27 protein-coding genes and 2 riboswitches are annotated in these 19,027 nt (G+C 39.3%); of the genes, 7 read left to right on the forward strand and 20 right to left on the reverse strand.

The genetic code is table 11. The annotated features are described in order from the left end of the window. Window positions 1-7 precede the first annotated feature (7 nt). From MKX73_RS16725 to MKX73_RS16740, 4 genes are all read right to left on the reverse strand, one after another. The gene (locus MKX73_RS16725) at window positions 8-883 is read right to left on the reverse strand and encodes an ABC transporter ATP-binding protein (RefSeq protein WP_340718425.1); all 876 of its coding nucleotides are present in this window, start codon (window positions 881-883) and stop codon (window positions 8-10) included. A gap of 4 nt (window positions 884-887) precedes the next feature. Beyond that, window positions 888-2,027 (reverse strand): acyl-CoA dehydrogenase family protein, encoded by a 1,140-nt coding sequence (locus MKX73_RS16730; protein ID WP_340718426.1) that lies wholly within the window; start codon window positions 2,025-2,027, stop codon window positions 888-890. A 257-nt stretch (window positions 2,028-2,284) separates the two neighbouring features. Then, on the reverse strand, window positions 2,285-2,503 hold the full coding sequence (locus MKX73_RS16735) for a hypothetical protein (protein WP_340718427.1): 219 nt from the start codon (window positions 2,501-2,503) through the stop codon (window positions 2,285-2,287). A 22-nt stretch (window positions 2,504-2,525) separates the two neighbouring features. Then, window positions 2,526-2,894, reverse strand: coding sequence for an SLAP domain-containing protein (locus MKX73_RS16740; protein ID WP_340718428.1), 369 nt, complete (start codon window positions 2,892-2,894; stop codon window positions 2,526-2,528). A 111-nt stretch (window positions 2,895-3,005) separates the two neighbouring features. On the opposite strand from MKX73_RS16740, the gene MKX73_RS16745 reads away from it, so the two are divergent. Beyond that, on the forward strand, window positions 3,006-3,389 hold the full coding sequence (locus tag MKX73_RS16745) for an SET domain-containing protein (protein ID WP_340718429.1): 384 nt from the start codon (window positions 3,006-3,008) through the stop codon (window positions 3,387-3,389). A 20-nt stretch (window positions 3,390-3,409) separates the two neighbouring features. Here the strand turns inward: MKX73_RS16745 and MKX73_RS16750 are convergent, their stop codons facing one another. Further along, entirely contained in the window at window positions 3,410-4,159 is a 750-nt protein-coding gene (locus tag MKX73_RS16750; RefSeq protein ID WP_340718430.1) for an alpha/beta hydrolase, read from the reverse strand. Window positions 4,160-4,316: 157 nt separating this feature from the next. On the opposite strand from MKX73_RS16750, the gene MKX73_RS16755 reads away from it, so the two are divergent. Both MKX73_RS16755 and MKX73_RS16760 read left to right on the forward strand, forming a co-directional pair. Beyond that, the gene (locus MKX73_RS16755; protein ID WP_340718431.1) at window positions 4,317-4,880 is read left to right on the forward strand and encodes a copper resistance CopC family protein; all 564 of its coding nucleotides are present in this window, start codon (window positions 4,317-4,319) and stop codon (window positions 4,878-4,880) included. Then, window positions 4,877-5,956 (forward strand): copper resistance D family protein, encoded by a 1,080-nt coding sequence (locus tag MKX73_RS16760; RefSeq protein ID WP_340718432.1) that lies wholly within the window; start codon window positions 4,877-4,879, stop codon window positions 5,954-5,956. Before MKX73_RS16755 ends, MKX73_RS16760 begins: the two co-directional genes overlap by 4 nt. A gap of 60 nt (window positions 5,957-6,016) precedes the next feature. Here MKX73_RS16760 and MKX73_RS16765 read toward each other — a convergent pair whose 3' ends face one another. From MKX73_RS16765 to ribE, 6 genes are all read right to left on the reverse strand, one after another. Then, on the reverse strand, window positions 6,017-6,742 hold the full coding sequence (locus MKX73_RS16765; RefSeq protein ID WP_340718433.1) for a TspO/MBR family protein: 726 nt from the start codon (window positions 6,740-6,742) through the stop codon (window positions 6,017-6,019). A 118-nt stretch (window positions 6,743-6,860) separates the two neighbouring features. After that, entirely contained in the window at window positions 6,861-7,493 is a 633-nt protein-coding gene (locus MKX73_RS16770) for a LysE family translocator (RefSeq protein ID WP_340718434.1), read from the reverse strand. 325 nt (window positions 7,494-7,818) lie between these two features. Continuing rightward, window positions 7,819-9,015, reverse strand: a complete 1,197-nt coding sequence (locus MKX73_RS16775) for a DUF2812 domain-containing protein (RefSeq protein WP_340718435.1) — start codon at window positions 9,013-9,015, stop codon at window positions 7,819-7,821. 150 nt (window positions 9,016-9,165) lie between these two features. Beyond that, a complete protein-coding gene (gene ribH, locus MKX73_RS16780; RefSeq protein WP_079526989.1) occupies window positions 9,166-9,630 on the reverse strand; it encodes a 6,7-dimethyl-8-ribityllumazine synthase in 465 nt (154 codons plus the stop codon). 15 nt (window positions 9,631-9,645) lie between these two features. Continuing rightward, window positions 9,646-10,257: a 3,4-dihydroxy-2-butanone-4-phosphate synthase gene (ribB, locus tag MKX73_RS16785; protein ID WP_340718436.1), complete on the reverse strand. Its 612-nt coding sequence runs from the start codon at window positions 10,255-10,257 to the stop codon at window positions 9,646-9,648. Between the two features lie 14 nt (window positions 10,258-10,271). After that, complete coding sequence (gene ribE, locus MKX73_RS16790; protein WP_340718437.1) at window positions 10,272-10,907, reverse strand: riboflavin synthase; 636 nt, start codon at window positions 10,905-10,907, stop codon at window positions 10,272-10,274. Window positions 10,908-11,027: 120 nt separating this feature from the next. Continuing rightward, window positions 11,028-11,161, reverse strand: a riboswitch (FMN riboswitch). 99 nt (window positions 11,162-11,260) lie between these two features. Beyond that, window positions 11,261-11,397, reverse strand: a riboswitch (FMN riboswitch). 365 nt (window positions 11,398-11,762) lie between these two features. On the opposite strand from ribE, the gene MKX73_RS16795 reads away from it, so the two are divergent. Further along, window positions 11,763-12,446: a VC0807 family protein gene (locus tag MKX73_RS16795; RefSeq protein WP_340718438.1), complete on the forward strand. Its 684-nt coding sequence runs from the start codon at window positions 11,763-11,765 to the stop codon at window positions 12,444-12,446. Between the two features lie 22 nt (window positions 12,447-12,468). Further along, window positions 12,469-12,672 carry a transcription initiation factor TFIIIB gene (locus MKX73_RS16800; protein WP_340718439.1) on the forward strand — a complete coding sequence of 68 codons (204 nt, stop codon included), beginning with the start codon at window positions 12,469-12,471 and terminating at the stop codon, window positions 12,670-12,672. A 270-nt stretch (window positions 12,673-12,942) separates the two neighbouring features. Here the strand turns inward: MKX73_RS16800 and MKX73_RS16805 are convergent, their stop codons facing one another. The 4 genes from MKX73_RS16805 to MKX73_RS16820 form a co-directional block, all read right to left on the reverse strand. Further along, the gene (locus MKX73_RS16805) at window positions 12,943-13,554 is read right to left on the reverse strand and encodes an SCO family protein (RefSeq protein WP_340718440.1); all 612 of its coding nucleotides are present in this window, start codon (window positions 13,552-13,554) and stop codon (window positions 12,943-12,945) included. Between the two features lie 106 nt (window positions 13,555-13,660). Further along, a complete protein-coding gene (locus tag MKX73_RS16810; RefSeq protein ID WP_340718441.1) occupies window positions 13,661-13,801 on the reverse strand; it encodes a YvrJ family protein in 141 nt (46 codons plus the stop codon). A gap of 64 nt (window positions 13,802-13,865) precedes the next feature. After that, the gene (locus MKX73_RS16815; protein ID WP_340718442.1) at window positions 13,866-14,087 is read right to left on the reverse strand and encodes a DUF2922 domain-containing protein; all 222 of its coding nucleotides are present in this window, start codon (window positions 14,085-14,087) and stop codon (window positions 13,866-13,868) included. Window positions 14,088-14,119: 32 nt separating this feature from the next. After that, window positions 14,120-14,338 (reverse strand): DUF1659 domain-containing protein, encoded by a 219-nt coding sequence (locus MKX73_RS16820; RefSeq protein WP_340718443.1) that lies wholly within the window; start codon window positions 14,336-14,338, stop codon window positions 14,120-14,122. A gap of 164 nt (window positions 14,339-14,502) precedes the next feature. On the opposite strand from MKX73_RS16820, the gene MKX73_RS16825 reads away from it, so the two are divergent. Then, window positions 14,503-14,937 carry a DUF2621 domain-containing protein gene (locus MKX73_RS16825; RefSeq protein WP_413078878.1) on the forward strand — a complete coding sequence of 145 codons (435 nt, stop codon included), beginning with the start codon at window positions 14,503-14,505 and terminating at the stop codon, window positions 14,935-14,937. A 50-nt stretch (window positions 14,938-14,987) separates the two neighbouring features. On the opposite strand, the gene MKX73_RS16830 is transcribed toward MKX73_RS16825, so the two are convergent. From MKX73_RS16830 to MKX73_RS16845, 4 genes are all read right to left on the reverse strand, one after another. After that, window positions 14,988-15,479, reverse strand: coding sequence for a CcdC family protein (locus MKX73_RS16830; protein ID WP_340718926.1), 492 nt, complete (start codon window positions 15,477-15,479; stop codon window positions 14,988-14,990). A 112-nt stretch (window positions 15,480-15,591) separates the two neighbouring features. Beyond that, window positions 15,592-16,302, reverse strand: coding sequence for a cytochrome c biogenesis CcdA family protein (locus MKX73_RS16835; protein WP_340718445.1), 711 nt, complete (start codon window positions 16,300-16,302; stop codon window positions 15,592-15,594). 214 nt (window positions 16,303-16,516) lie between these two features. Then, window positions 16,517-16,894, reverse strand: a complete 378-nt coding sequence (locus tag MKX73_RS16840; protein ID WP_340718446.1) for a hypothetical protein — start codon at window positions 16,892-16,894, stop codon at window positions 16,517-16,519. 116 nt (window positions 16,895-17,010) lie between these two features. Then, a complete protein-coding gene (locus tag MKX73_RS16845) occupies window positions 17,011-17,640 on the reverse strand; it encodes a hypothetical protein (protein ID WP_340718447.1) in 630 nt (209 codons plus the stop codon). Window positions 17,641-17,828: 188 nt separating this feature from the next. On the opposite strand from MKX73_RS16845, the gene MKX73_RS16850 reads away from it, so the two are divergent. After that, the gene (locus MKX73_RS16850; protein WP_340718448.1) at window positions 17,829-18,191 is read left to right on the forward strand and encodes a hypothetical protein; all 363 of its coding nucleotides are present in this window, start codon (window positions 17,829-17,831) and stop codon (window positions 18,189-18,191) included. A gap of 135 nt (window positions 18,192-18,326) precedes the next feature. Here the strand turns inward: MKX73_RS16850 and cbpA are convergent, their stop codons facing one another. Next, window positions 18,327-18,968: a cyclic di-AMP binding protein CbpA gene (cbpA, locus tag MKX73_RS16855; protein ID WP_340718449.1), complete on the reverse strand. Its 642-nt coding sequence runs from the start codon at window positions 18,966-18,968 to the stop codon at window positions 18,327-18,329. Between the last annotated feature and the right edge of the window lie 59 nt (window positions 18,969-19,027).

The raw sequence follows: 19,027 nt of genomic DNA on the forward strand, positions 1-19,027 counted from the left end.
GATCCTCCTATATTCCTGCGCCATCTGCTATTTCCGTTTTTAAACTATTAACGATCTGTTCATTCATCTCATTTAATAGGGATTCACGAAATGCACGGAACTCCTTGTTTTCAAATAGTTTTTGCCGGTCAGTTCCTTTTTTCTCAATCGGTACTTGGATATTTTTCGTCACCGCACCGTTTTTACCCGGCGCAAAGATGACAATCCGGTCCGCCAAATATATGGCTTCGTCGACATCATGTGTAACAAATACTACTGTACGTTTTTGCTCGGCACTAATTTGAACAAGCAGATCCTGCAGTTGAATACGTGTGACAGGATCCAGTGCGCCGAATGGTTCATCCATCAGCAGTAAGTCCGAACCGTAGCTCAATGCGCGCGCAATGGCCGCACGTTGTTTCATCCCCCCGGACATTTGCCCCGGATATTTTTTTACGGCATGCCCTAAATGGACAAGTGTCAAATATTGCTCCGCGATATGTGCCAGTTCTTTCTTCGGCATTTTTTTATTACGCTGTTTTAATGCAAGCATGACATTTGCCTGTGCCGTCAGCCACGGAAATAAAGAATAATCCTGGAACACGACACCACAGTCCGGGTGGGTTTCCTTGACGGATTTGCCGTTTATTTCGATATCGCCGTTTGAAAATGGTTCAAGCCCTGCCATCATTCTGAGCAATGTGCTTTTCCCGCACCCCGAAGGTCCCATAAATACGAGGAACTCGCCTTCTTGCACTTCAAGCTGAATATTGTTCAAAATTTTAGTTGTCGCATCATAACTGAAATCGATATTCCGGACGTGAATCTTCGTTTTTTTCTCGGTACTGTCTTGCTTAGATATAGGGTTTTGTTGTGGCACTGGGCGTTCCAATAATTGAACCATGTACTCACTCTCCTAAAAGAAATTTTCTACCTAATGATTGGATCGACGTATCAACCGGTACATGCAATGTCATCGTCCGCAAATTGCGCCAGTAGCGGTCAAACCCATAGCGGCTTGAAGTGGCGCGGCTGCCCATCACTTCGAAAATTTTCGATGTAATATCGAGCCCTGCTTGCGTTGTAAAGATTTTAGCTGTTTGCAGTGCATCATCAAGATCGCTGCGATGCTCCGGGGTAATCTTTTCAGGTTCATCCCATAGCTCCTGCAATAATAGATCCGCTTTTTTCACTACGAGATTCGCTGCTTCAACCTGTACGTAAAACTGACCGTAATGATGTTGGATGATCGGATCTTCAATCGCCGATGTCTGCGTAATGGCACGGGGTCTAGTCTGCTCTCTTGTATATGTAAGCGCTGATTGAAGAGCACCTTCTGTAATTCCTAAATAAACATGGTTTAAAATGAATGTGGCGATATTCAGACGCAGCTGGGAAAACTCGCTTGCGTAAAATCCTTGCCGCAACACTTCTTCCTCATGTACTTCAACATTGCTGAAAATAATTGTTCCGCTATCAGTTTGACGTTGGCCCATATTATCCCAATCGCCTTTTATATCTACACCTATACGTTTACTAGGAATAACGACCAGTAATGGCTCATCCTGCCCTTCCACCAACGCCGATACTAATAACACATCCGAATCGACACTGCCTGAACAGAACGTTTTTACACCGTTTAACACATAGCCTGTTGCTGTTTTTTCAGCCTTCAGTTGGATAGCAACCGGGTTGAATGCATTCCCCCAAAAATAATTATTTTTTGCGGTTTCGCGGTAATAAAATTCCATCTGCTCTTGTGATCCGCATAAATGCGGTGTAACGAGATTGATAAAATGATAGCCTATAACATGTGCCAGGGAACTATCCGCACGTGCAATTGTCCGAACAACTTGAAACACATCGTGCCAATTCCCACCTAAACCACCGTATTCAGTAGGAATTAAAAGTTTCAAAAGTCCGCTTTCGCGAATTAAATCACGTTCAATTTTAGCATTGCCCCCCGTTTTATCTCGTTCAACGGCTGTTTGTTCAAATTGTCCGGCAAGTTTTTCTGCGATTTCGTCAATATGTATAACTGCTCCCATAACAACTCTCCTTTTTAGTTATAGAATTTTCATGCAATTCAGTATTCTTAATTCGTTAGTTTACAGATGCATTTATTTAAAGTCAATAGTCAATTTGAACAATTCATACTGGAATAGTATGGTTTTAGCGAATTACCGTAAAAAACCGTATTTATTTGTATTTACTTACAATCTTGTTCAGTGATTTATAGGATATTTTGAAGCTGAAAAAAGAAAAAACCACTACTTTCATAGCGGTCTTTTGGTTATTGGCATGTTTAATAATTCATGACTTGATAATAAACAACAATCTGATAAATCGCCGGTACAATTAATGCTATCGCCAGTGAGATGACTGCTCCCCACTTCGATTGAGTCATTAATCGATCGTTGTCGGTTTTCAAATGCTGAAAAAATGACAGTGTAAAATATAATGCAGTGATCAAAAAGATTGGGGTTATGAATGTGAGCCAAATTCCTGCATTCATTTCATGCATCGATTTCTTCACCTCAATCCCATTATATTTCGATATCTATCTGTTTTATTTCTGCGAATAAAAAATTAATACTTTCGTCGAAAATAAAAGTCCACGGCATTGAACAATAAGGAGGAATTTTAAGTGCATCAATTGTAAAATTTTGAGTAATAACCCCTGTTTTTGTTACAATACTTACTTCTCTATTACGGAAATTAAGTTGTTGATTCGTCCGGTTATGGATCAGCGCTATAATGAGCTTCTGTTTTCTATGATTGATGGCCGTCCGAATTACGCAACAGGAAATAGGCTGATCCTGTTCTTTTGTTTCATGAAAAACTTGTTCTATTAATGATCGGTCCTGAGCTGAAATCGCTTTATCCCATGCGGCTTCAAATTGCAGTTTTTGCATGAACTTCACCCCTTCAATGAATAATTTATGTAAATAAGCAATAAAACAACCTTTCTCCTATAATACATGTTACAGTAGGAAAGAATCTTAAAAGTTAGAAGGCGAGAAAATATGATCGAAGTAAAGAATTCCCCGATAAGCGATGGGGAATATAATCGCGGTATTTTTGCGATTAATGCAATTCCTAAAGGAACGTTATTCCACCAGGCACCGGTACTAAGCTATCCAAACGAGCAGCATGAACATATTGAAAAAACGAATCTTGCGGATTATGCGTTTGAATTCGGCATCGGACGCTCTGCAATCTTATTAGGCTACGGGATGCTGTTCAACCATTCCTATGAACCGAATGCCACATATGAAATTAATTTCGACAACGAGACATTCGATTTCTTTGCTTATAAAGATATTGAAGCAGGCGAAGAAATTTTTATTAATTATAATGGCGATGTGGATGACAATGATCCACTATGGTTTAACAACGACGAAGAATAACACGGGGAGCTGTCTATAAATTAGACAGTTCCTTTTTCCATTTCTTCGATAAAGTGAATGATATCTTCCGTCAGTAATTGACGTTCTTTTGCTAATGTAATAAGATGGCCGCTGTTGTCGTACTGTTTTTTCATAATGACATTGCTTAGTGCCGTCTTTTCAATCAAGTCAATGCTTTGATGGAAAACCGGTTCGTCCAGCATACCTTTTGCCAGGAAAAGCGGCTGATTCAGCAAATGTAGCTGGTTGCCTGTTTCAATGATAAACTGCTGCAGCGCAATCAGCTTTTCGGCAGGTCTTGGAAAGTGATCATCTAAAAACGCCTGCAATTCCTGTTCGGAACTCCCTCTATTTTGTAAATATCTTTTGGAAAAATAGGCGACACGCTGTTCCAACCCTTTTACCGGCCGCTCCAGCACCGGTGAAGAGATAACACATAAAGCCTCCACTTCAGGGAATTCGTTTGCCAGTCTTATTCCCAGCACACCGCCTAATGACTGGCCGATTACCGTAACTGCATTGAATTTTTCATCGATTAAAAATTGAACAGCCTGTCTGCTCTGTTCCCATATTTGCTCCATAGAAGTTGCAAATAATTGTTCCGGTGATGCTCCGTGCCCTGCCAGATTCGGTGCATAGCACGTATACCCTTCACCATGAAGCATATTTGCCACATAGTGCATCTCTTTCGCATTGCTCGTAAAACTATGTAAAAGCAGAACGGCCTGTTTATGGCCTTTTAAATAAATATCCTCTACAAAATGCTGCATGCTAATCCCCTTTTCATTTGTGACAACATTATAGCATAATACTTCTATCCTACTGACATTTCCTCTAGTTTAACAAGCGCAAACAGTGCATTTGTTTTATTGTTCGGCTACAATATGGGTTGAGTAAAAAAACATATGAAAGGAGAATCATATTAATATGAGAACAATATTATTATCGATTCTTGCTGCACTATTTTTAGCTGTACCGAGCGCAGCAGCACATACGTATTTAGACACGACTAACCCCGAGGATGGAGCTGTTGTAACGGAACCGTTGCAGTCGATTGAACTTACATACGCCGGGAAAATTGAAGTAGGCAGTACATTTAAAGTCATTTCGAGTAATGGTGAAGAAATCGAAACAGTTTCGATGGATTTAGTCGATGGTGTATTAACAGGTACTTTTGATAGCCCACTACCGAATGATGACTATACAGTTGAATGGAATAGTATTAGTGCAGATGGCCACCCGCTGACAGGTTCATTTTCCTTTACGGTTGATGCACCTGTAGCAGAAGAACCGGTCGAAGAAGAAGTTACAGAAGAAAACGAAGAGCAAGTGGAAGTAAACGAAACGGCAGAAAATGATGCAGCAAAAACAACTGCGGCAGATGAGGAAGAAACATCAAACAATACATTACTATATATCGTTGGAGCGATTTTACTTCTAATTGTACTAGTAAGTATTTTCACAGTTGCTAGACGGAAAAATACAAAATGATGGCATTGACAATTTTCAGTCAATTTTTAATCTATATTTGTTTGGCTCTTCTAATGGGATCATTTATCTTATATTGTATCCCGGAAACATTGCGTCCGAAAATTGATATTTCAGCTAAGTGGCTCATTGTTAGTGCAGTCATTCTGCCTTTCGCCACTTTTGTACCGAATATTCAACTGCTGACAATTTTGACTCCGCAGTTCGGCTTTACCGAATCAGTGGGCATGCTGCTGATGAAATTTAAAGTCGGTCATTCATGGCTCGCGGTAATTGGCTTTACGCTCATTTTGCTTATCCTGATTCGCCAATTTATAAAGAAACCATCCAAACTTCTGGCAGTCATGGCAATTTTTATTTTAATCGCCATTATGGCGGCAATTGGCTACATTAGTCATGCAGGATCGATGACCGGCATCGTCGGATCGGTACTGGATTTTGTTCACCTTCTTGCGGTCAGTGTATGGCTCGGCATTTTAATGCTGATGAGCTTTTTCTCAAAAGATGCGCAAAACTGGGAAGCCTTTTTAAAGTGGTTCTCTCCTGTTGCACTTGTAGCTTTTACGGCTGTCGCTTTAACGGGTGTCCTGATGACTGATACCATCGTGCCGGGCTATATAACAAGCTGGTCGGGGAATTACGGACAATTTTTATTCATTAAGCATGTTCTGCTCGTCCCGTTGACTGTCATTATTTTGGCAAATAGTCTGCTTATCAAACTGAAAATGAACAAGCCCTTATTTGAACCGCGTACGTGGGTAAGAATTGAAACCGTATTGCTTGTACTGATTTTATTCATTACCGCGCTATATAGCGAACAACAGCCACCGAGTTTTTATGTTCAGGAAATCTCGCCGTTTTTTGAGTTATTCTACCGAAGCTCAATTGAAGCCGGCATGCGCGGGTATTTCCAAATGACAGGTATTGGTTTAGGATTTTTCCTGCTGACAGCACTGTTCATCGGTCTTGTCATCGTAAGTTATATGAAACAGCTGCCGGTCATTGTATCGGCTGCAATGACATTTGCGCTCACATTATGTTTTTACATGGGCTTTATGTCGATTGTATTTTTTAAATAACTTCAAACATAAAGGGTTGTAGTAAAAGTCATTTCCGACTTATACTACAACCCTTATTAATTAAACAAGTCTTTTTGTCTTCATACGCATATAACGAATGAGTGCCGCGATAACCAAGATGACCGTTAATGCAAGTGTTCCGTTATGCATTGTCGGATTATCGGTTTTAACTGCAATACCGATCAGTGCCCATACAATGACGAGCGTAAAGAAAATATCTTTTGAAACGGCAACGGCCAAATAACCGAGAATGACTGCAACTCCGACAAGTATGAGTGATCCGGCCACCTCTGAAATCCCCAAATCGACCTCATGTTGTTTTAACACATAGCTTACATTGGCGATTGTCGCTACAGATAGCCATGGCAGATAAAATGAAAATGGAAAGCGTTCTGAAAGACCTTTTTCCGTGTTTTTATACTGCAGGTAAATCGCAATGAGTGTAAACAGCAAAAAGAACATTACGATAATGGAGAGTATAAACTGTTCATAATGCCAGCTGAACAGCCAGGCAATATTAAATATACAGCTGATGATAAATAGAATTCCCACTTTTCCGTTAAAACGATTATCTCTCACTTTGCGGTATATCATAATTAGCCATATGACCAGCAGTACATAAATCAGCGACCAAATGGAAAACACGTAGCCTGCAGGCGTAAATAATACTTCCAAGCGATTCGTAATTTCTGCTGCGGTTTGCCCGTTTAACGGCAGTGTATTTGATAATGCATTTACTACTAATACAGCGATCATTGCTATCCACATTGTAATATACAAGCCCATTTTCATCATCCCTTTTTCTATAATTAGGGAACTATACCCTACTTTAAAAAAGAATATGCGGGAAAATGGCGGTTGCGATGTAGCAGCAATGTATTCAGGAATCTCGCAATGTGCTCAATTATGATTGTTTTTCCAATGCCAGTTTAATGCCAAAACCGATGAGTACCGCTCCAGTCAAGGATTCGATTACCGACTGTGTAGCAGGTTTTTTCATGAAATTGCGGATTTTGTTCAATAAAAATACATAGAGCGCAAACCAGACAAAAGTTAAAACAATGTAAATGATGCCCATCGTCAAAAACGGCCAAAACGGTTCTGCGCCTTTTGAAAGGAATTGCGGTAAAAACGTCAGGAAAAATACCGCTACTTTAGGGTTTGTGATATTTGTAATAAGGCCCTGTTTAAAATAGGAATTGCCTTTTGCTTCAACTTCCGCAATATCCGCCAAGTCTTCCATTTCCGCTTTTTTTGCACGCATGCTCAGCAATGTTCTAATACCTAAATAGCATAAATAGGCCGCTCCCACATACTTCAGCACCGTAAATGCCAAGGCGGATTTTACGATAATCGCCGACAGCCCGGCAACCGCTGCAATGGTATGGACCGTTAACCCCGCACAAGACCCGACCATCGTTTGGAAACCGCCTTTTTGCCCATTAACAACTGTATTTTTCGTAACAATCGCTGTATCAGGACCCGGCAATACAATCAACAGGATACACGCAATGACAAAGAACAAAAGATTCTCCATTTACTCACCTTCATTTTCTGAATTTTTAAATATGTTAACATGTTCATCAGAATGAAGCTAGGGGAATTTTAAGTTAAACGGATTGCAGTTGTAGTGTCACCAATATGCATTCCGGAGAAGTTCAGTAAGCGGCGACGGACTTTATTAGAAGAACTTCGGATTTATTAGAAAACTTCAACGGTTTATTAGCACTTACAGTATTTTTATTTGAACATTTAAGAGAGTTATTAGAACAAACGTCTCATATATTAGAAAACCTGCAACTTATTAGAAAATGTACAATCGTTATTAGATGATTTAAAAGTTTATTAGATATTCAATTCCTTCAATCATCTGCAAGCAATGCCATTTTCTCAGCCGCTTTCTCGATGATTACCCCTTCTTCTACCTCGCCACTGTAATTGATATACATTAAGGCACGGTCCTTTACAAAGAGAAACTCTTTATCAGAAGTATCATTGCGAATCAGCAGACGATCGAAAGCTGTGTGTTCTCTTTCTACAAAACTTGCAGGTTCACTTCCATATGTATGCTTGATGATCAACTCATCAACTAATGAGCTGACATGAGAATGGAAGCGCAGCTTATAAACTTCCGATTCGATTTTTGGTTGATAGGCATTATTTGGATCGTGCCATTCCCCTTCCTGAATAACGCCCCATTCTGTTGAATCGTATTGGACAGAAGCAAAAATATTCCACTGGGATGAGTAGGAGCTTCCCAAATCTTCACCATAGAATTGAAATGTTTTCCTTTTAAGATGCGGCTGATTTTCAATTGAAGAAAGAAGGATGATCGGCAAGCCTGTATCTTCTTCCGGTAATGGCTTTGTTTTCATGCTCACTAATTGGGATACCGGTATAAACACAAGAGTTAATGTTATGACTAATACTATGACTGTGGACACAATATTTGAACGGTAAAAATTTTCCCATGGTTTTTGTTGATCGTCTAATATCCCGTCTTTAAGTTCCTTCCGCAAACGATTGATTCCAAACAAGCTTCTACCTATCGGGAGTATTTGTATAAAATTAAGGAATAATAGTAACAGTGGGGTAAGTGTATATCCATCTATCAGCTGCAAAACAGAGATTTTACCGTTTCCTATCGTTTTGACGATGACCGCAGTGATAACAATAATTGCCATTAAACTAATTATAAAATTAATTAATGTTTTGTTAAAAACTTTTTTTGCTATTGAGATTTGCTCTTCCCGGTCTATTGGGGGTTCATTTACTTTAGAATCAGTCGGTGCCGCAAATACGTGGAAATGACGGTCACTCGCAATATAGTCCCATCCGCTATCTTCAAATAACCTAATTTTTTCATTTGATATATCTTTGCTTTTTGCCAGTTCAAGCCGGTAATCCATCCGTTTGCGATCACCTTTTTTAAACTTTGCAAAACATATGCCCATTTCATAAAAATGCAGCCCCTGCTCGGACATATCCGAAAACCAGCTTTCATGTTCCTTGAGGCGCCAATACTGCCCTGGTCTTATTCTTCGTACGATTTCTGCCATCGCTCTCCCTCCTTCTCTGTCTGTCCTAACAATAGAATATAAGGGAATGTTTGTAAATAATTAATTAGGATCAGAATACCATTTCAGCTACCACTACCCTGATAAGGAAAAAACCACCCCAATGTTTTGGGGTGGCGTACGCTAACTTTATTAGAACATTTTATTCAAGTTTGCCATTTCAATCGCAGACATTGCACTGTCGTAGCCTTTGTTGCCTGCTTTCGTACCAGCACGCTCGATTGCCTGTTCGATATTTTCAGTTGTGACAATCCCGAAAATTACCGGTACTCCTGTATCCAAGCCGGCTTTTGCAATTCCCTTTGCTGCCTCATTGCATACATAATCATAATGTGTTGTAGACCCGCGAATGACCGTACCTAATCCGATAACTGCATCATAATTATTTGTTTCAGCCATTTTTTTCGCTACAAACGGTACTTCAAAAGCACCCGGCACCCATGCTGTATCGATGTTTGCTTCGTCTACACCGTGACGTTTTAAGCCGTCAATTGCACCGCTTAATAATTTATCGTTAATGAATTCATTGAATCGTCCAACGACAATTCCGATTTTTAAATCTGTTCCCACTAATTGTGCTTCAAATGTTTTTCCCATTTTAATTGCTCCTTTTTATACCGATACGGCAGTTAATTTTATATATTGAACTAAGTCTTCGATTGTAATAAATTTCAGGTTATGTTTTTGTGCAAGCATTTCGAGCTGCGGCATGCGGGCCATTGAACCGTCTTCGTTCATAATTTCACAGATGACTGCGACTTCATTCGAACCGCATAGCTTCGCCAGATCAACGCCTGCTTCCGTATGTCCGCGGCGTTCCACCACGCCTCCCTGTTTAGCAATAAGCGGGAATACATGGCCCGGGCGATGAAAATGCTCCGGTTCTGTTGCTGGGTCCAGTAATGCCAGCATCGTTTTAGAACGCTCATATGCACTTATACCTGTTGTTGTCTCGATATGATCGATACTAATCGTAAAAGCCGTTTGATATGTATCGGTATTGCTTTGCACCATTGGATGAAGAGAAAGCCTTTCTGCAATTGCAGAAGAAATGGGCGTACAAATCAATCCTCTTCCGTAAAGTGCCATGAAATTAACATTTTCCGGTGTAGCGAATTCTCCTAAAACTAGAAAATCTCCTTCATTTTCACGGTTTTCGTCATCTGACACAATGATAATCTCGCCGTTTTTCAATGCCTGAATTGCTTCTTCAATTGTATTCATTTGTCACCACTCCTTTAAAATCCTGTACGTTGCAAAAAGTCCATCGTAATCGTACTTTCCGTTTGATTTTGTAAATGTTTTTTTACATATTTTCCGATTAAATCTGTTTCAATGTTCACAACATCTCCCGGCTTTTTATAGCCTAATACAGTCTGATCATACGTATGCGGGATTAAGGAAATGGTAATGAATGTGTCTGTTACATCAAAAATGGTTAAACTCGTGCCGTCAACTGTAATGGAGCCCTTTTTAATACATTCTGCAATCAGATGCTTTTCCATTGCCAGATCAATATAAACTGCATTTGCGACAGGTCTCTTACGCTGAATTGTTGCAGTTCCATCAACATGACCTGAAACAATATGTCCGCCGAAACGACCATTTGCCGACATTGCCCGTTCCAGATTGACAGGCATACCTGCCGCTAATTGCTGGAGACTCGTTGCTTTGACGGTTTCCGGCATCACATCTGCCAAAAATACTGCTTTTGAGAATTGCTTCACTGTCAGACAGACACCATTAACGGCAATGCTGTCCCCGAGTTGGACATCCTCTAAAATTTTGCTTGCGCGAATGGCTAGTTCCATCGCTTGTGTGGACTGGCTGATCGATTCAACCGTACCAAGTTCTTCAATGATTCCTGTAAACATCCTGCTCACCTCTTTTTAATAATAAAAAAGAACCCCGATTGAAGTCGGAGTTCGATGAGAGGAAAATTGAGCATCATCAAATAAGCTTTTTGAATGTATTTTTCAAAAAACTGCTGACATTGCTTCCTTCTCCCATCCAGACTATAACTGTCGGCTTTGGACTCGCACCAAATCCTGCACACAAAGTGGCTCACGGGCTTAGAGATAAACTCATCACCGTCGATTGGGAATTTCACCCGACCCCGAAGGAAAATATTATTTTCAGTGGAAATAAAAAAATCCCGTCACAAGGCGCGACAGGAAAAGTGTATAGCAAAAAATCACATTTAAAATCAACTTTTAAAAATGTGCTGCTATTCCTTCTCCCATCCAGACTATAACTGTCGGCTTTGGATTTGCACCAAAATCCTGCACACAAAAAGTGGCTCACGGGCTTAGAGATAAACTCATCACCGTCGATTGGGAATTTCACCCGACCCCGAAGGAAATTATTTTATTTGAAAATTATTGTAACATAAATACATTAAAAAGCTAATAGTATTTTAGCCCCTACTCACTTTTTATTCCATCAACCTTTTTACCTCTGACGTCTATAAAATTAAAAAAATTTGAAACTTTGCAAAAGGAAATCCGTAGAATAATATACAGAATATTACATAAAAAAGAAAGGAGTAAATTGCGGGCTGTACTATGATTAGAAATTATCCGTTAAAATCTCATTATTTGCTTGATAGCTTCTTTCAAGTTATTAAAATCAGCAATATAGTGTCGGATAATCTTCAGTAATATAAATACTCAAAACACCTTTTACACCCTATAAAGAATCATTAAGCGTTAATGATAATGGAGGCTTTTATGGCGAATAATTCACAGTCGAATAAATACTTTATCTTTCTGGAACTATTGTTTTATGCAGCTTTACCATATGCGATATGGAAATTTGGACGAGAGCCTTTTGGTGACTATGCCGCAATGCTGCTGTCCACTGTTCCCGGAATCATTTATACGGTTTACCGCTTTGCAAAAGATCGGCAATTCAATGTGACGGGCTTGTTTATTTTAGGTTCGATGCTTATAGGTACAACGGTTGATCTGTTGTCGGGTTCCGCGGAACAAATGATTTGGAACAATGTTTATTTAGGTCTTATTTATACATTTTTCTATATCATTTTATTGATTATAAAAAAACCTTTTCCTTTGTATGTTGCAGTTGATTTTGCTTATTTGCAGGGCTATGCACGAAAGGACAGCAAGGCATTATTTTTTCAAAAAGGGATTTTTGGATGGTTTCAGCTCATTCAGATTGTATTCATAATTCGAGGGCTTGTCATGGCGGGAATTACAGTCTTTTTGCTACGAAAATACGGAATTGACAGCTATGGTGATATGCTGATTTATAAACGAGCAGCAAGTTGGGTATTCTCCGGAATTGTAATGGGAATGTTCTTTTACATCAATGTCATTGTACAAAAATATACGAACCGAATACAGGAAAAGAATGATGAAAAGCTTCCGGAATCTGAAGTTGTAGCGGAGTAAATCTTGTGAAAGGGTGATGGAAATGACTAACATTGCAAATAAAAAAGAGTGTCCAAAATGCGGTAGCACGGATTTAGGCAGAGGCAAACATAGCGGGTACAGTGTCATGGCACCTGTTAATAAAATGAGTTTGGGAAGCAATATCGAATATATCATTTGTACCGATTGCGGGTTTATTATTGAGGGCTATGTTGTAAAGCCAGAGAAATTTAAAGGGACTTTTTAACAGGATATGGATGATGGTGCGAACGGTTGGAATAGCGGCTTTTCGCACTTTTTTAATGAGTGCTTTTATTAGAAGAAATTCATTTATTTTAGCACTATGGCAGGAGATTTTAGACTAGATGACGTACTTATTAGCCAATTCGGGACTGATTTTAGCACCTCTTGCCCTTTTATTAGAAAATCCGTAATTTATTAAATGGTTCTCCCCCCATAAAAAAACTTGCTCAAAAGCAGCTACACTTTTTTCGCAAGTTAATCTCAATTTTCCCTATTAATTTAAACGTTCGTCGATGAGTGCTTCCATATCACTCGCAATCGTTTCATATGGAACACCGTCTTCCCCTGTGCCATAACCTGAATAGTTTTTCACGGCGATTCCTTTTTCATCCACGAGGAAAAATGTATCAGCGTGGATAACCTGATCGTTTCCTTCAATTGACTGGACGGGTGTTTTAAAAGAGTTTCTGCCAAACTGTTCGATAAATTTTTGATCGTATCCTGTCAGCATATGCCATTTTGATTCATCTACGGGTGTATGGCGTGATAAATATTCCGTCAAACGCTCCGGTGTATCATAGTCCGGGTCTACTGAAAATGCGACAATTTTATAATCTTCCAGCCCTTTTTTCTCCAGATGGTCCTGTACCCGGGTCATATTCATTGTCATCGGCGAGCAAATAGTTGTACAGCTTGTGAAGATGAACATTGCCAGCCATGGTTCCCCTTTTAAGCTTTCCAGTGTCACTTCATTGTTTCGGTGATCGGTCATTGTAAACCCGCCAATCTCAAAGTTGGTCGTCGGTTTAAACTGATAATTGCTGCATGCTGTTAGAACAGTTGCTGCCAAGAGCATAAGTGCGAATACTATTTTTTTCGTTTTCATTTCTCTCTCTCCACTCTTTGAACATTACTCTCATCTTACCCAATATTTAGTATATTCTCAATAGTTATCGGCAGAAAGGATGTTTGTCAACATTGTGAAGAATTCCTCATGTCCGGTCTCCGGGATGATGTAATGATACGAGTGCAGTATGAATTGCTTCGAGTTTTGTTTCAATCCGATACAGCAAGTAAAACGATATAAAGATCGGAAAAGTTACTTCCTGAAGAATCGCAATCCACTGATCCATTAAAATCCCTCCTTTTTTACATTTCAAAAAGCCGGCAAAGCATCACACTTTACCGGCCTTGCTATTAGCTGTTCAGTTCGATTTCTGTTACATTACGTTCTACGACGCGCGCTGATTTTTTCACATTGAACAAAAGACCGTCCTTTGAAAACACCGCCTGATCAATAATTGTCTGCATCGCCGCATTCACTTCAGCCTCCGTCAAATTCGGCTTCGGGTCATTGATATTGATCGTCATCGTCTTCCCTGCAATGTTGGCAAATGTTAGTTGTAAAACTTGTGCCATATTATCACCTCCATTTCTTCGCTAATATTGTTTTAAGCTGTAATCGTGTCTTTCTGCGTTTTCACAGATTCGACATAACCGTAATCTGTTAAGCCGACGATTGTAGTGGCAACAGTATAAAGCTGCTGAGCTGTCGCATTTCGTTCCAGGTTACGGAACGTGGAACTTTTAATGACCGGCTCATTAAACTCATCAAGGCCTGTCTGATAGAATACCGTTAACGTTGAATTTAAAAATCCGAATTCGTTCATGTTTATCACCTCCTTGCCCTATATATGTCATGATTTTCCGAAAAAAGGGACAAGGACGATGAAAAATTTTACAAAACCCTATATAATAGACATTAATGAGGTTTATCACCAGTAGTTTAGTAGAAGGAATTTCATAGACAATATTTAGTGATGAGGTGAACATTGTGGGCTTAGATGGCTGGTTTTTATGGTTTATTTTATTTTGGGTTGTAGTATTGATTTCGCTTATGGGGATCGGCGGCTTTTTTATGTTCCGCAAGTTTTTGAAGGCCCTGCCGAAACAGGACGGAAAATCGGATCTAGATTGGCAAAACATATACTTAGATAAAACGATTCATCTTTGGGGTGAAGATGAAAAACAATTACTTACCGAGCTTGTCAGTCCTGTACCAGAGCTATTCCGCCAAGTTGCCAAAGAAAAGATTGCCGGTAAAATCGGTGAAATTGCACTGAATGAGCGTGCCTCAAAAATCGATCTGGACCTAATTATTCGCGGCTATATTATTGCTTCGCCAAAGCGCGATCATAAATTTTTACGAAAAAAACTCGATGAAATGAAAATTGATACGACGAATTATGACCATTTGTTCGAGGCATAGAAGACAAAAGACTGTCTCTAAAAGTATAAAACTTTTAGAGACAGTCTTTTCTATGCAACAATATGCGATTTTTCAAGCTTCTTATATTTGATAAGCATACCGATTCGCCACGGCAAAATCATCGAGAACGCCAGGATGAAGAACATGCCGGCAAGTTCACCGACATCGAATGTATCGGCAAATATTAATTTTAAAATAATACGTAGTACTAATAATCCCACTAATATGAATGGAAATGCTTTAGATTGCTTCATATAAATTGCGCCGTCTCGCACTTCGAACTTCGACGTTAAGATTAATACTGTTGAAAATAACAAGCCTAGTGCGGCCGCTTCTACTATTTGAATTGGCGCAACTCGGAAGTCCTCAAAAATAAACATCAGCGCGCCTGTTGACATCGCAAAAGGCGGGATAAGTATTTTTTTCGCGGATACCGGCTTTTTTTGTGCACGCAGTCTTATGAACATTACAAAAGAGCCCATTATGACAGCCATAATCGTCGAACCAATTAATAAATAGTGAGAAGGTATACTGTCGAACATCATATTCCTCCTCTTGCATGAACGAATGTAAAATTATCATGATTGATCATGCACACTTTTTCGCTTTTCTTACTTTCCTTAGTATAGCACGGTCTTAATAAGCAGGGAACTGTTAGAATCCTTTAAAACCATCGAATATCGGCAAGAGAAGATTAATAATGTAAGTCAGTCCGTCAAAGAACAGTAAAATGCCGACCGTGATCATAATATAGCCGCCGACAACAATGATTTTCTGGCTATGCGTGCGAATCCAGTTCATTCGTGAAATGAAGAATGACAGTGTAAAGAACGGGATGGCAAAGCCTAAGTAATAGGCCAGCATGTACAACATTGCCGAATCGGGATTCGTTCCGCCAAGTGTAATAATCGCGGCAAGTATCGGACCGGTACAAGGTGTCCAGCCCGCTGCAAAAGCTAGACCGATCAGCACCGAACCGAAATAACCGGATGGCCGGTTTTTGAACTGAAACTTGCGGTCTTTCATTAAAAAGTCAATCTGCAGTAGACCGACAATCATTAAACCGAATGCGACAATTAAAATAGCGCCGACTTGACGCAGTAAATCCTGGTACTGGAAAAAGAAATCTTTTGCCAAAGATGTTCCAAATCCTATGGCGATAAATATAATCGAAAACCCAAGCAGGAAAAATAAAGTATGTAAAATTGCGCGTTTTTGCATCATTCCTTTTTCGGTTTTCAGCTCATCGAGTGTCATACCGGTTATGTAGGATAAAAATGCAGGATAGAGCGGTAGCGTACATGGTGAAATAAAGCTTAAAAACCCGGCACCGAACGCTAAAAGGATATTTAAATCTGTATTCATGCTGCTTCATTCTCCTTAACATTGATACCTTCATCGTACCAAATTTCCCCATACTTTACTTGCTTTTTTAAATGAATATTTTTTGTCAGTGTTTGGCGGGTAATATGAAAGATAAATGTGCAAAAGTGCCGCGTATCAGTATTTGAAAATAATTGTATCTTCTTTAAAGATGGAAAGGCACTTTAGCACATTTGAGAAAGGAAGGGTCATTTCATTATCGAATCATATCAATAATAAACAGACTGGAATAAATAACTGAGGTAAACAGAACGACTATTGAAAACGTGATTAGCTGGAACTTTAGCGACCAGCGCCATACACATTCCTTAGGAAAGCTTTTTTTCCATCGAAGTGCTGCTTTAAAGTTAATAAACCAGCAATGCAATGTTACAACGATGGATGGTACTGTAAACAAGGCAATCAACAGCAAAGATTGCTGGAAAACGTTTGTCGTATATTTCCCGTAATTAATCATGAAGTACGGAAGTACAAACCAGAATACGGAAGTAAATACCAATACGACAGCCGCCAAAAAATGCAGCCATTTATATTCGCTGTGTGTTTGCCTGTAATGTTTTAGTGCTGCCTGCATGATCATCACCTACTTTTTTCACTTACTATTCCCACTTTTTGTCGAATATGAAACCGGAAATATGTAGTAAAATGAAAAAATCTGCCTTTATCATGTCAGATGAAAGGCAGATCTTATTAAAATGAGGAAGTTAATTCGAAAGCTTCTCTGTTGGAACGTAAATTCCATTCAGGTTCGAAGCGTTTCACAATGGCATTCTTCAGCTTATTCATCGCTTTTTCATTTTCCATCGGATAGATGGCAAAATGAACATCGCTTACCGGCAAAAGCTGTGTTATTTTCGCGTTTACATGGCAGTGGGTAGACGTTCCATCCCGATAGCAGCCTTTTGCATAGATATTGCCGATATGCTGATTAAAGCGCTCTTTAAATGTTCGTGCACATACACCGCAAAATTTGAGTTCATTATTTGCAATAATTGTATAAACGCCCCGTTGTTTCAACAAATCCTCATCACCGCTCACGATAAAACGGGAGTATGTCAGATCTCCGTAATTATTCAAAAACTGCCTGTAAGAATGATTCCCCTCTTTTTTCAGCGCTTTAATTGCTGACCCGGCCGGCATGTCCTGTAAGTGTGTTTGTTCATTTACAAAGTCTTTTAAATGCTCATATTTCTTTTGCTTTGTTAGTTCGCCGAGCGTCTTTTTATCAAAACCCTCAAATAGGTCAGTAATTCCCTGTTCTAGTACAATTATCTCTACTTTTGTAAATTCAATTTTTTCTTCATTTATTTGGATAAACATTCGTGTTCTCCTTTCAGCAAATCCCCTTTCTACATACATTTCGATATAAATCGGCAAAACCCTCTTAAATTTCGTGATTTCTGTATTAGTACACAATAAAATTACTTGAATCATTGAGAAATGTTTTTCTATCAACTATCATTTATAGTAAACTAATCATTCATGCTTGGAGAGGAAGTGATTGCTCTTTGGACGTTAAACAACTCAATGAACAACTTTATAAAAATAGACCACCTGTTGGATCTACCAGCCATTGCGATTGTCAGGAATGCGTGTTTTATGCGGTAAAGATTATGCTAAATGAGTTTGTAGTAAATTTTCTATATGAGAGAGGGCTTCATCCATTAAAAGCCGATGAAGTTTGGTGCTATAAAGAAGATGATGGGTTTAAATACTATTGTGTAGATTTCTTCGAGGTATTTGCAATGAAGGAACAATCTCTAATTTTTGACGTCGGAAAATTGATTATAGCTTCGAATCCGTTTGCTGAAAACGAACATTATAGACATGCTTTAACTATTGATATAAGGTTACAAAAAATCGGGTCATAAGTTGGGGATGACAAGTTCAAAACTTGATTCGAAATGGCAGCCCCATGTTTTGATGAGGAGCCCCAAAATTTAATATGAAATTTTTAATATCGCAGTAAAAAAGCGATTCGCTCTATTGAACGAAACGCTTTACGACTAAAAATTTTCTTTATCAAATACTTCTAAATCAATAATACGGGCACCCTGTTTTAAGATGGCTGCTTCCAGCTCGTCCACTGTCGATTGTTTCGCGCCTTTTGCCAGAGTAATAATCACTCGGCGTAAATAAGTCGTATCATCATCAAGAGAGAACACACAATGCAGCGGCCATACTTTTTTGACCGCAGTCAGAACTCTAATTAAAATGCCGTCCGTGTCCGGCAATGCAATTGTAATGGCACAGCTTCCTGTACGGTAGCCCCACGCCTCTTCCAGCAGCTCAAATACTTTTGAATGAGGTAAAATGCCGGCAAAGTTCCCTTTCGTATCAACAACCGCCAAGTAAGGCAATTGTTTGATTGAATGGAACACTTCAAAAAATGAACTGTTTTCGTGGACGAATGCATCCGCTTCCTGAGTTAGTGCTTTAACAGGTGCTTTCATGTCGCCTTCTTTTAATTTATATTCGAGCACTTCGACTTTATAAATATTTCCGACGAATTTTTCACCTGCTTCATCCAATACCGGGATACATCTGTAACCGTTGTCATTTAACTGACCGAGGACGTCTTTGATAGGATCCGTCTCTTTCACATAACTTACATCTTTTTTCTTTACATATCTTTGTTTTACTAACATGGCATTACCTCCTTGATGTACTACTTTTATTTTAATGCTAGTCATTCAAATGCGAAAGT

Origin of the sequence: Solibacillus sp. FSL W7-1436, from assembly GCF_038007305.1 — a bacterium.
GTDB lineage: Bacteria > Bacillota > Bacilli > Bacillales_A > Planococcaceae > Solibacillus.

Coding starts and splice junctions, on each gene's coding strand:
- MKX73_RS16730 (WP_340718426.1), bottom strand. CDS start 2,027: ATGGGAGCAGTTATACATATTGACGAAATCGCAGAAAAACTTGCCGGA.
- MKX73_RS16745 (WP_340718429.1), top strand. CDS start 3,006: ATGATCGAAGTAAAGAATTCCCCGATAAGCGATGGGGAATATAATCGC.
- MKX73_RS16820 (WP_340718443.1), bottom strand. CDS start 14,338: ATGAACGAATTCGGATTTTTAAATTCAACGTTAACGGTATTCTATCAG.
- MKX73_RS16810 (WP_340718441.1), bottom strand. CDS start 13,801: ATGGATCAGTGGATTGCGATTCTTCAGGAAGTAACTTTTCCGATCTTT.
- MKX73_RS16765 (WP_340718433.1), bottom strand. CDS start 6,742: ATGGGCTTGTATATTACAATGTGGATAGCAATGATCGCTGTATTAGTA.
- MKX73_RS16735 (WP_340718427.1), bottom strand. CDS start 2,503: ATGCATGAAATGAATGCAGGAATTTGGCTCACATTCATAACCCCAATC.
- ribH (WP_079526989.1), bottom strand. CDS start 9,630: ATGGGAAAAACATTTGAAGCACAATTAGTGGGAACAGATTTAAAAATC.
- ribE (WP_340718437.1), bottom strand. CDS start 10,907: ATGTTTACAGGAATCATTGAAGAACTTGGTACGGTTGAATCGATCAGC.
- cbpA (WP_340718449.1), bottom strand. CDS start 18,968: ATGTTAGTAAAACAAAGATATGTAAAGAAAAAAGATGTAAGTTATGTG.
- ribB (WP_340718436.1), bottom strand. CDS start 10,257: ATGAATACAATTGAAGAAGCAATTCAGGCATTGAAAAACGGCGAGATT.
- MKX73_RS16755 (WP_340718431.1), top strand. CDS start 4,317: ATGAGAACAATATTATTATCGATTCTTGCTGCACTATTTTTAGCTGTA.
- MKX73_RS16725 (WP_340718425.1), bottom strand. CDS start 883: ATGGTTCAATTATTGGAACGCCCAGTGCCACAACAAAACCCTATATCT.
- MKX73_RS16805 (WP_340718440.1), bottom strand. CDS start 13,554: ATGAAAACGAAAAAAATAGTATTCGCACTTATGCTCTTGGCAGCAACT.
- MKX73_RS16795 (WP_340718438.1), top strand. CDS start 11,763: ATGGCGAATAATTCACAGTCGAATAAATACTTTATCTTTCTGGAACTA.
- MKX73_RS16760 (WP_340718432.1), top strand. CDS start 4,877: ATGATGGCATTGACAATTTTCAGTCAATTTTTAATCTATATTTGTTTG.
- MKX73_RS16740 (WP_340718428.1), bottom strand. CDS start 2,894: ATGCAAAAACTGCAATTTGAAGCCGCATGGGATAAAGCGATTTCAGCT.
- MKX73_RS16750 (WP_340718430.1), bottom strand. CDS start 4,159: ATGCAGCATTTTGTAGAGGATATTTATTTAAAAGGCCATAAACAGGCC.
- MKX73_RS16835 (WP_340718445.1), bottom strand. CDS start 16,302: ATGAATACAGATTTAAATATCCTTTTAGCGTTCGGTGCCGGGTTTTTA.
- MKX73_RS16770 (WP_340718434.1), bottom strand. CDS start 7,493: ATGGAGAATCTTTTGTTCTTTGTCATTGCGTGTATCCTGTTGATTGTA.
- MKX73_RS16800 (WP_340718439.1), top strand. CDS start 12,469: ATGACTAACATTGCAAATAAAAAAGAGTGTCCAAAATGCGGTAGCACG.
- MKX73_RS16815 (WP_340718442.1), bottom strand. CDS start 14,087: ATGGCACAAGTTTTACAACTAACATTTGCCAACATTGCAGGGAAGACG.
- MKX73_RS16775 (WP_340718435.1), bottom strand. CDS start 9,015: ATGGCAGAAATCGTACGAAGAATAAGACCAGGGCAGTATTGGCGCCTC.
- MKX73_RS16845 (WP_340718447.1), bottom strand. CDS start 17,640: ATGTTTATCCAAATAAATGAAGAAAAAATTGAATTTACAAAAGTAGAG.
- MKX73_RS16830 (WP_340718926.1), bottom strand. CDS start 15,479: ATGTTCGACAGTATACCTTCTCACTATTTATTAATTGGTTCGACGATT.
- MKX73_RS16840 (WP_340718446.1), bottom strand. CDS start 16,894: ATGCAGGCAGCACTAAAACATTACAGGCAAACACACAGCGAATATAAA.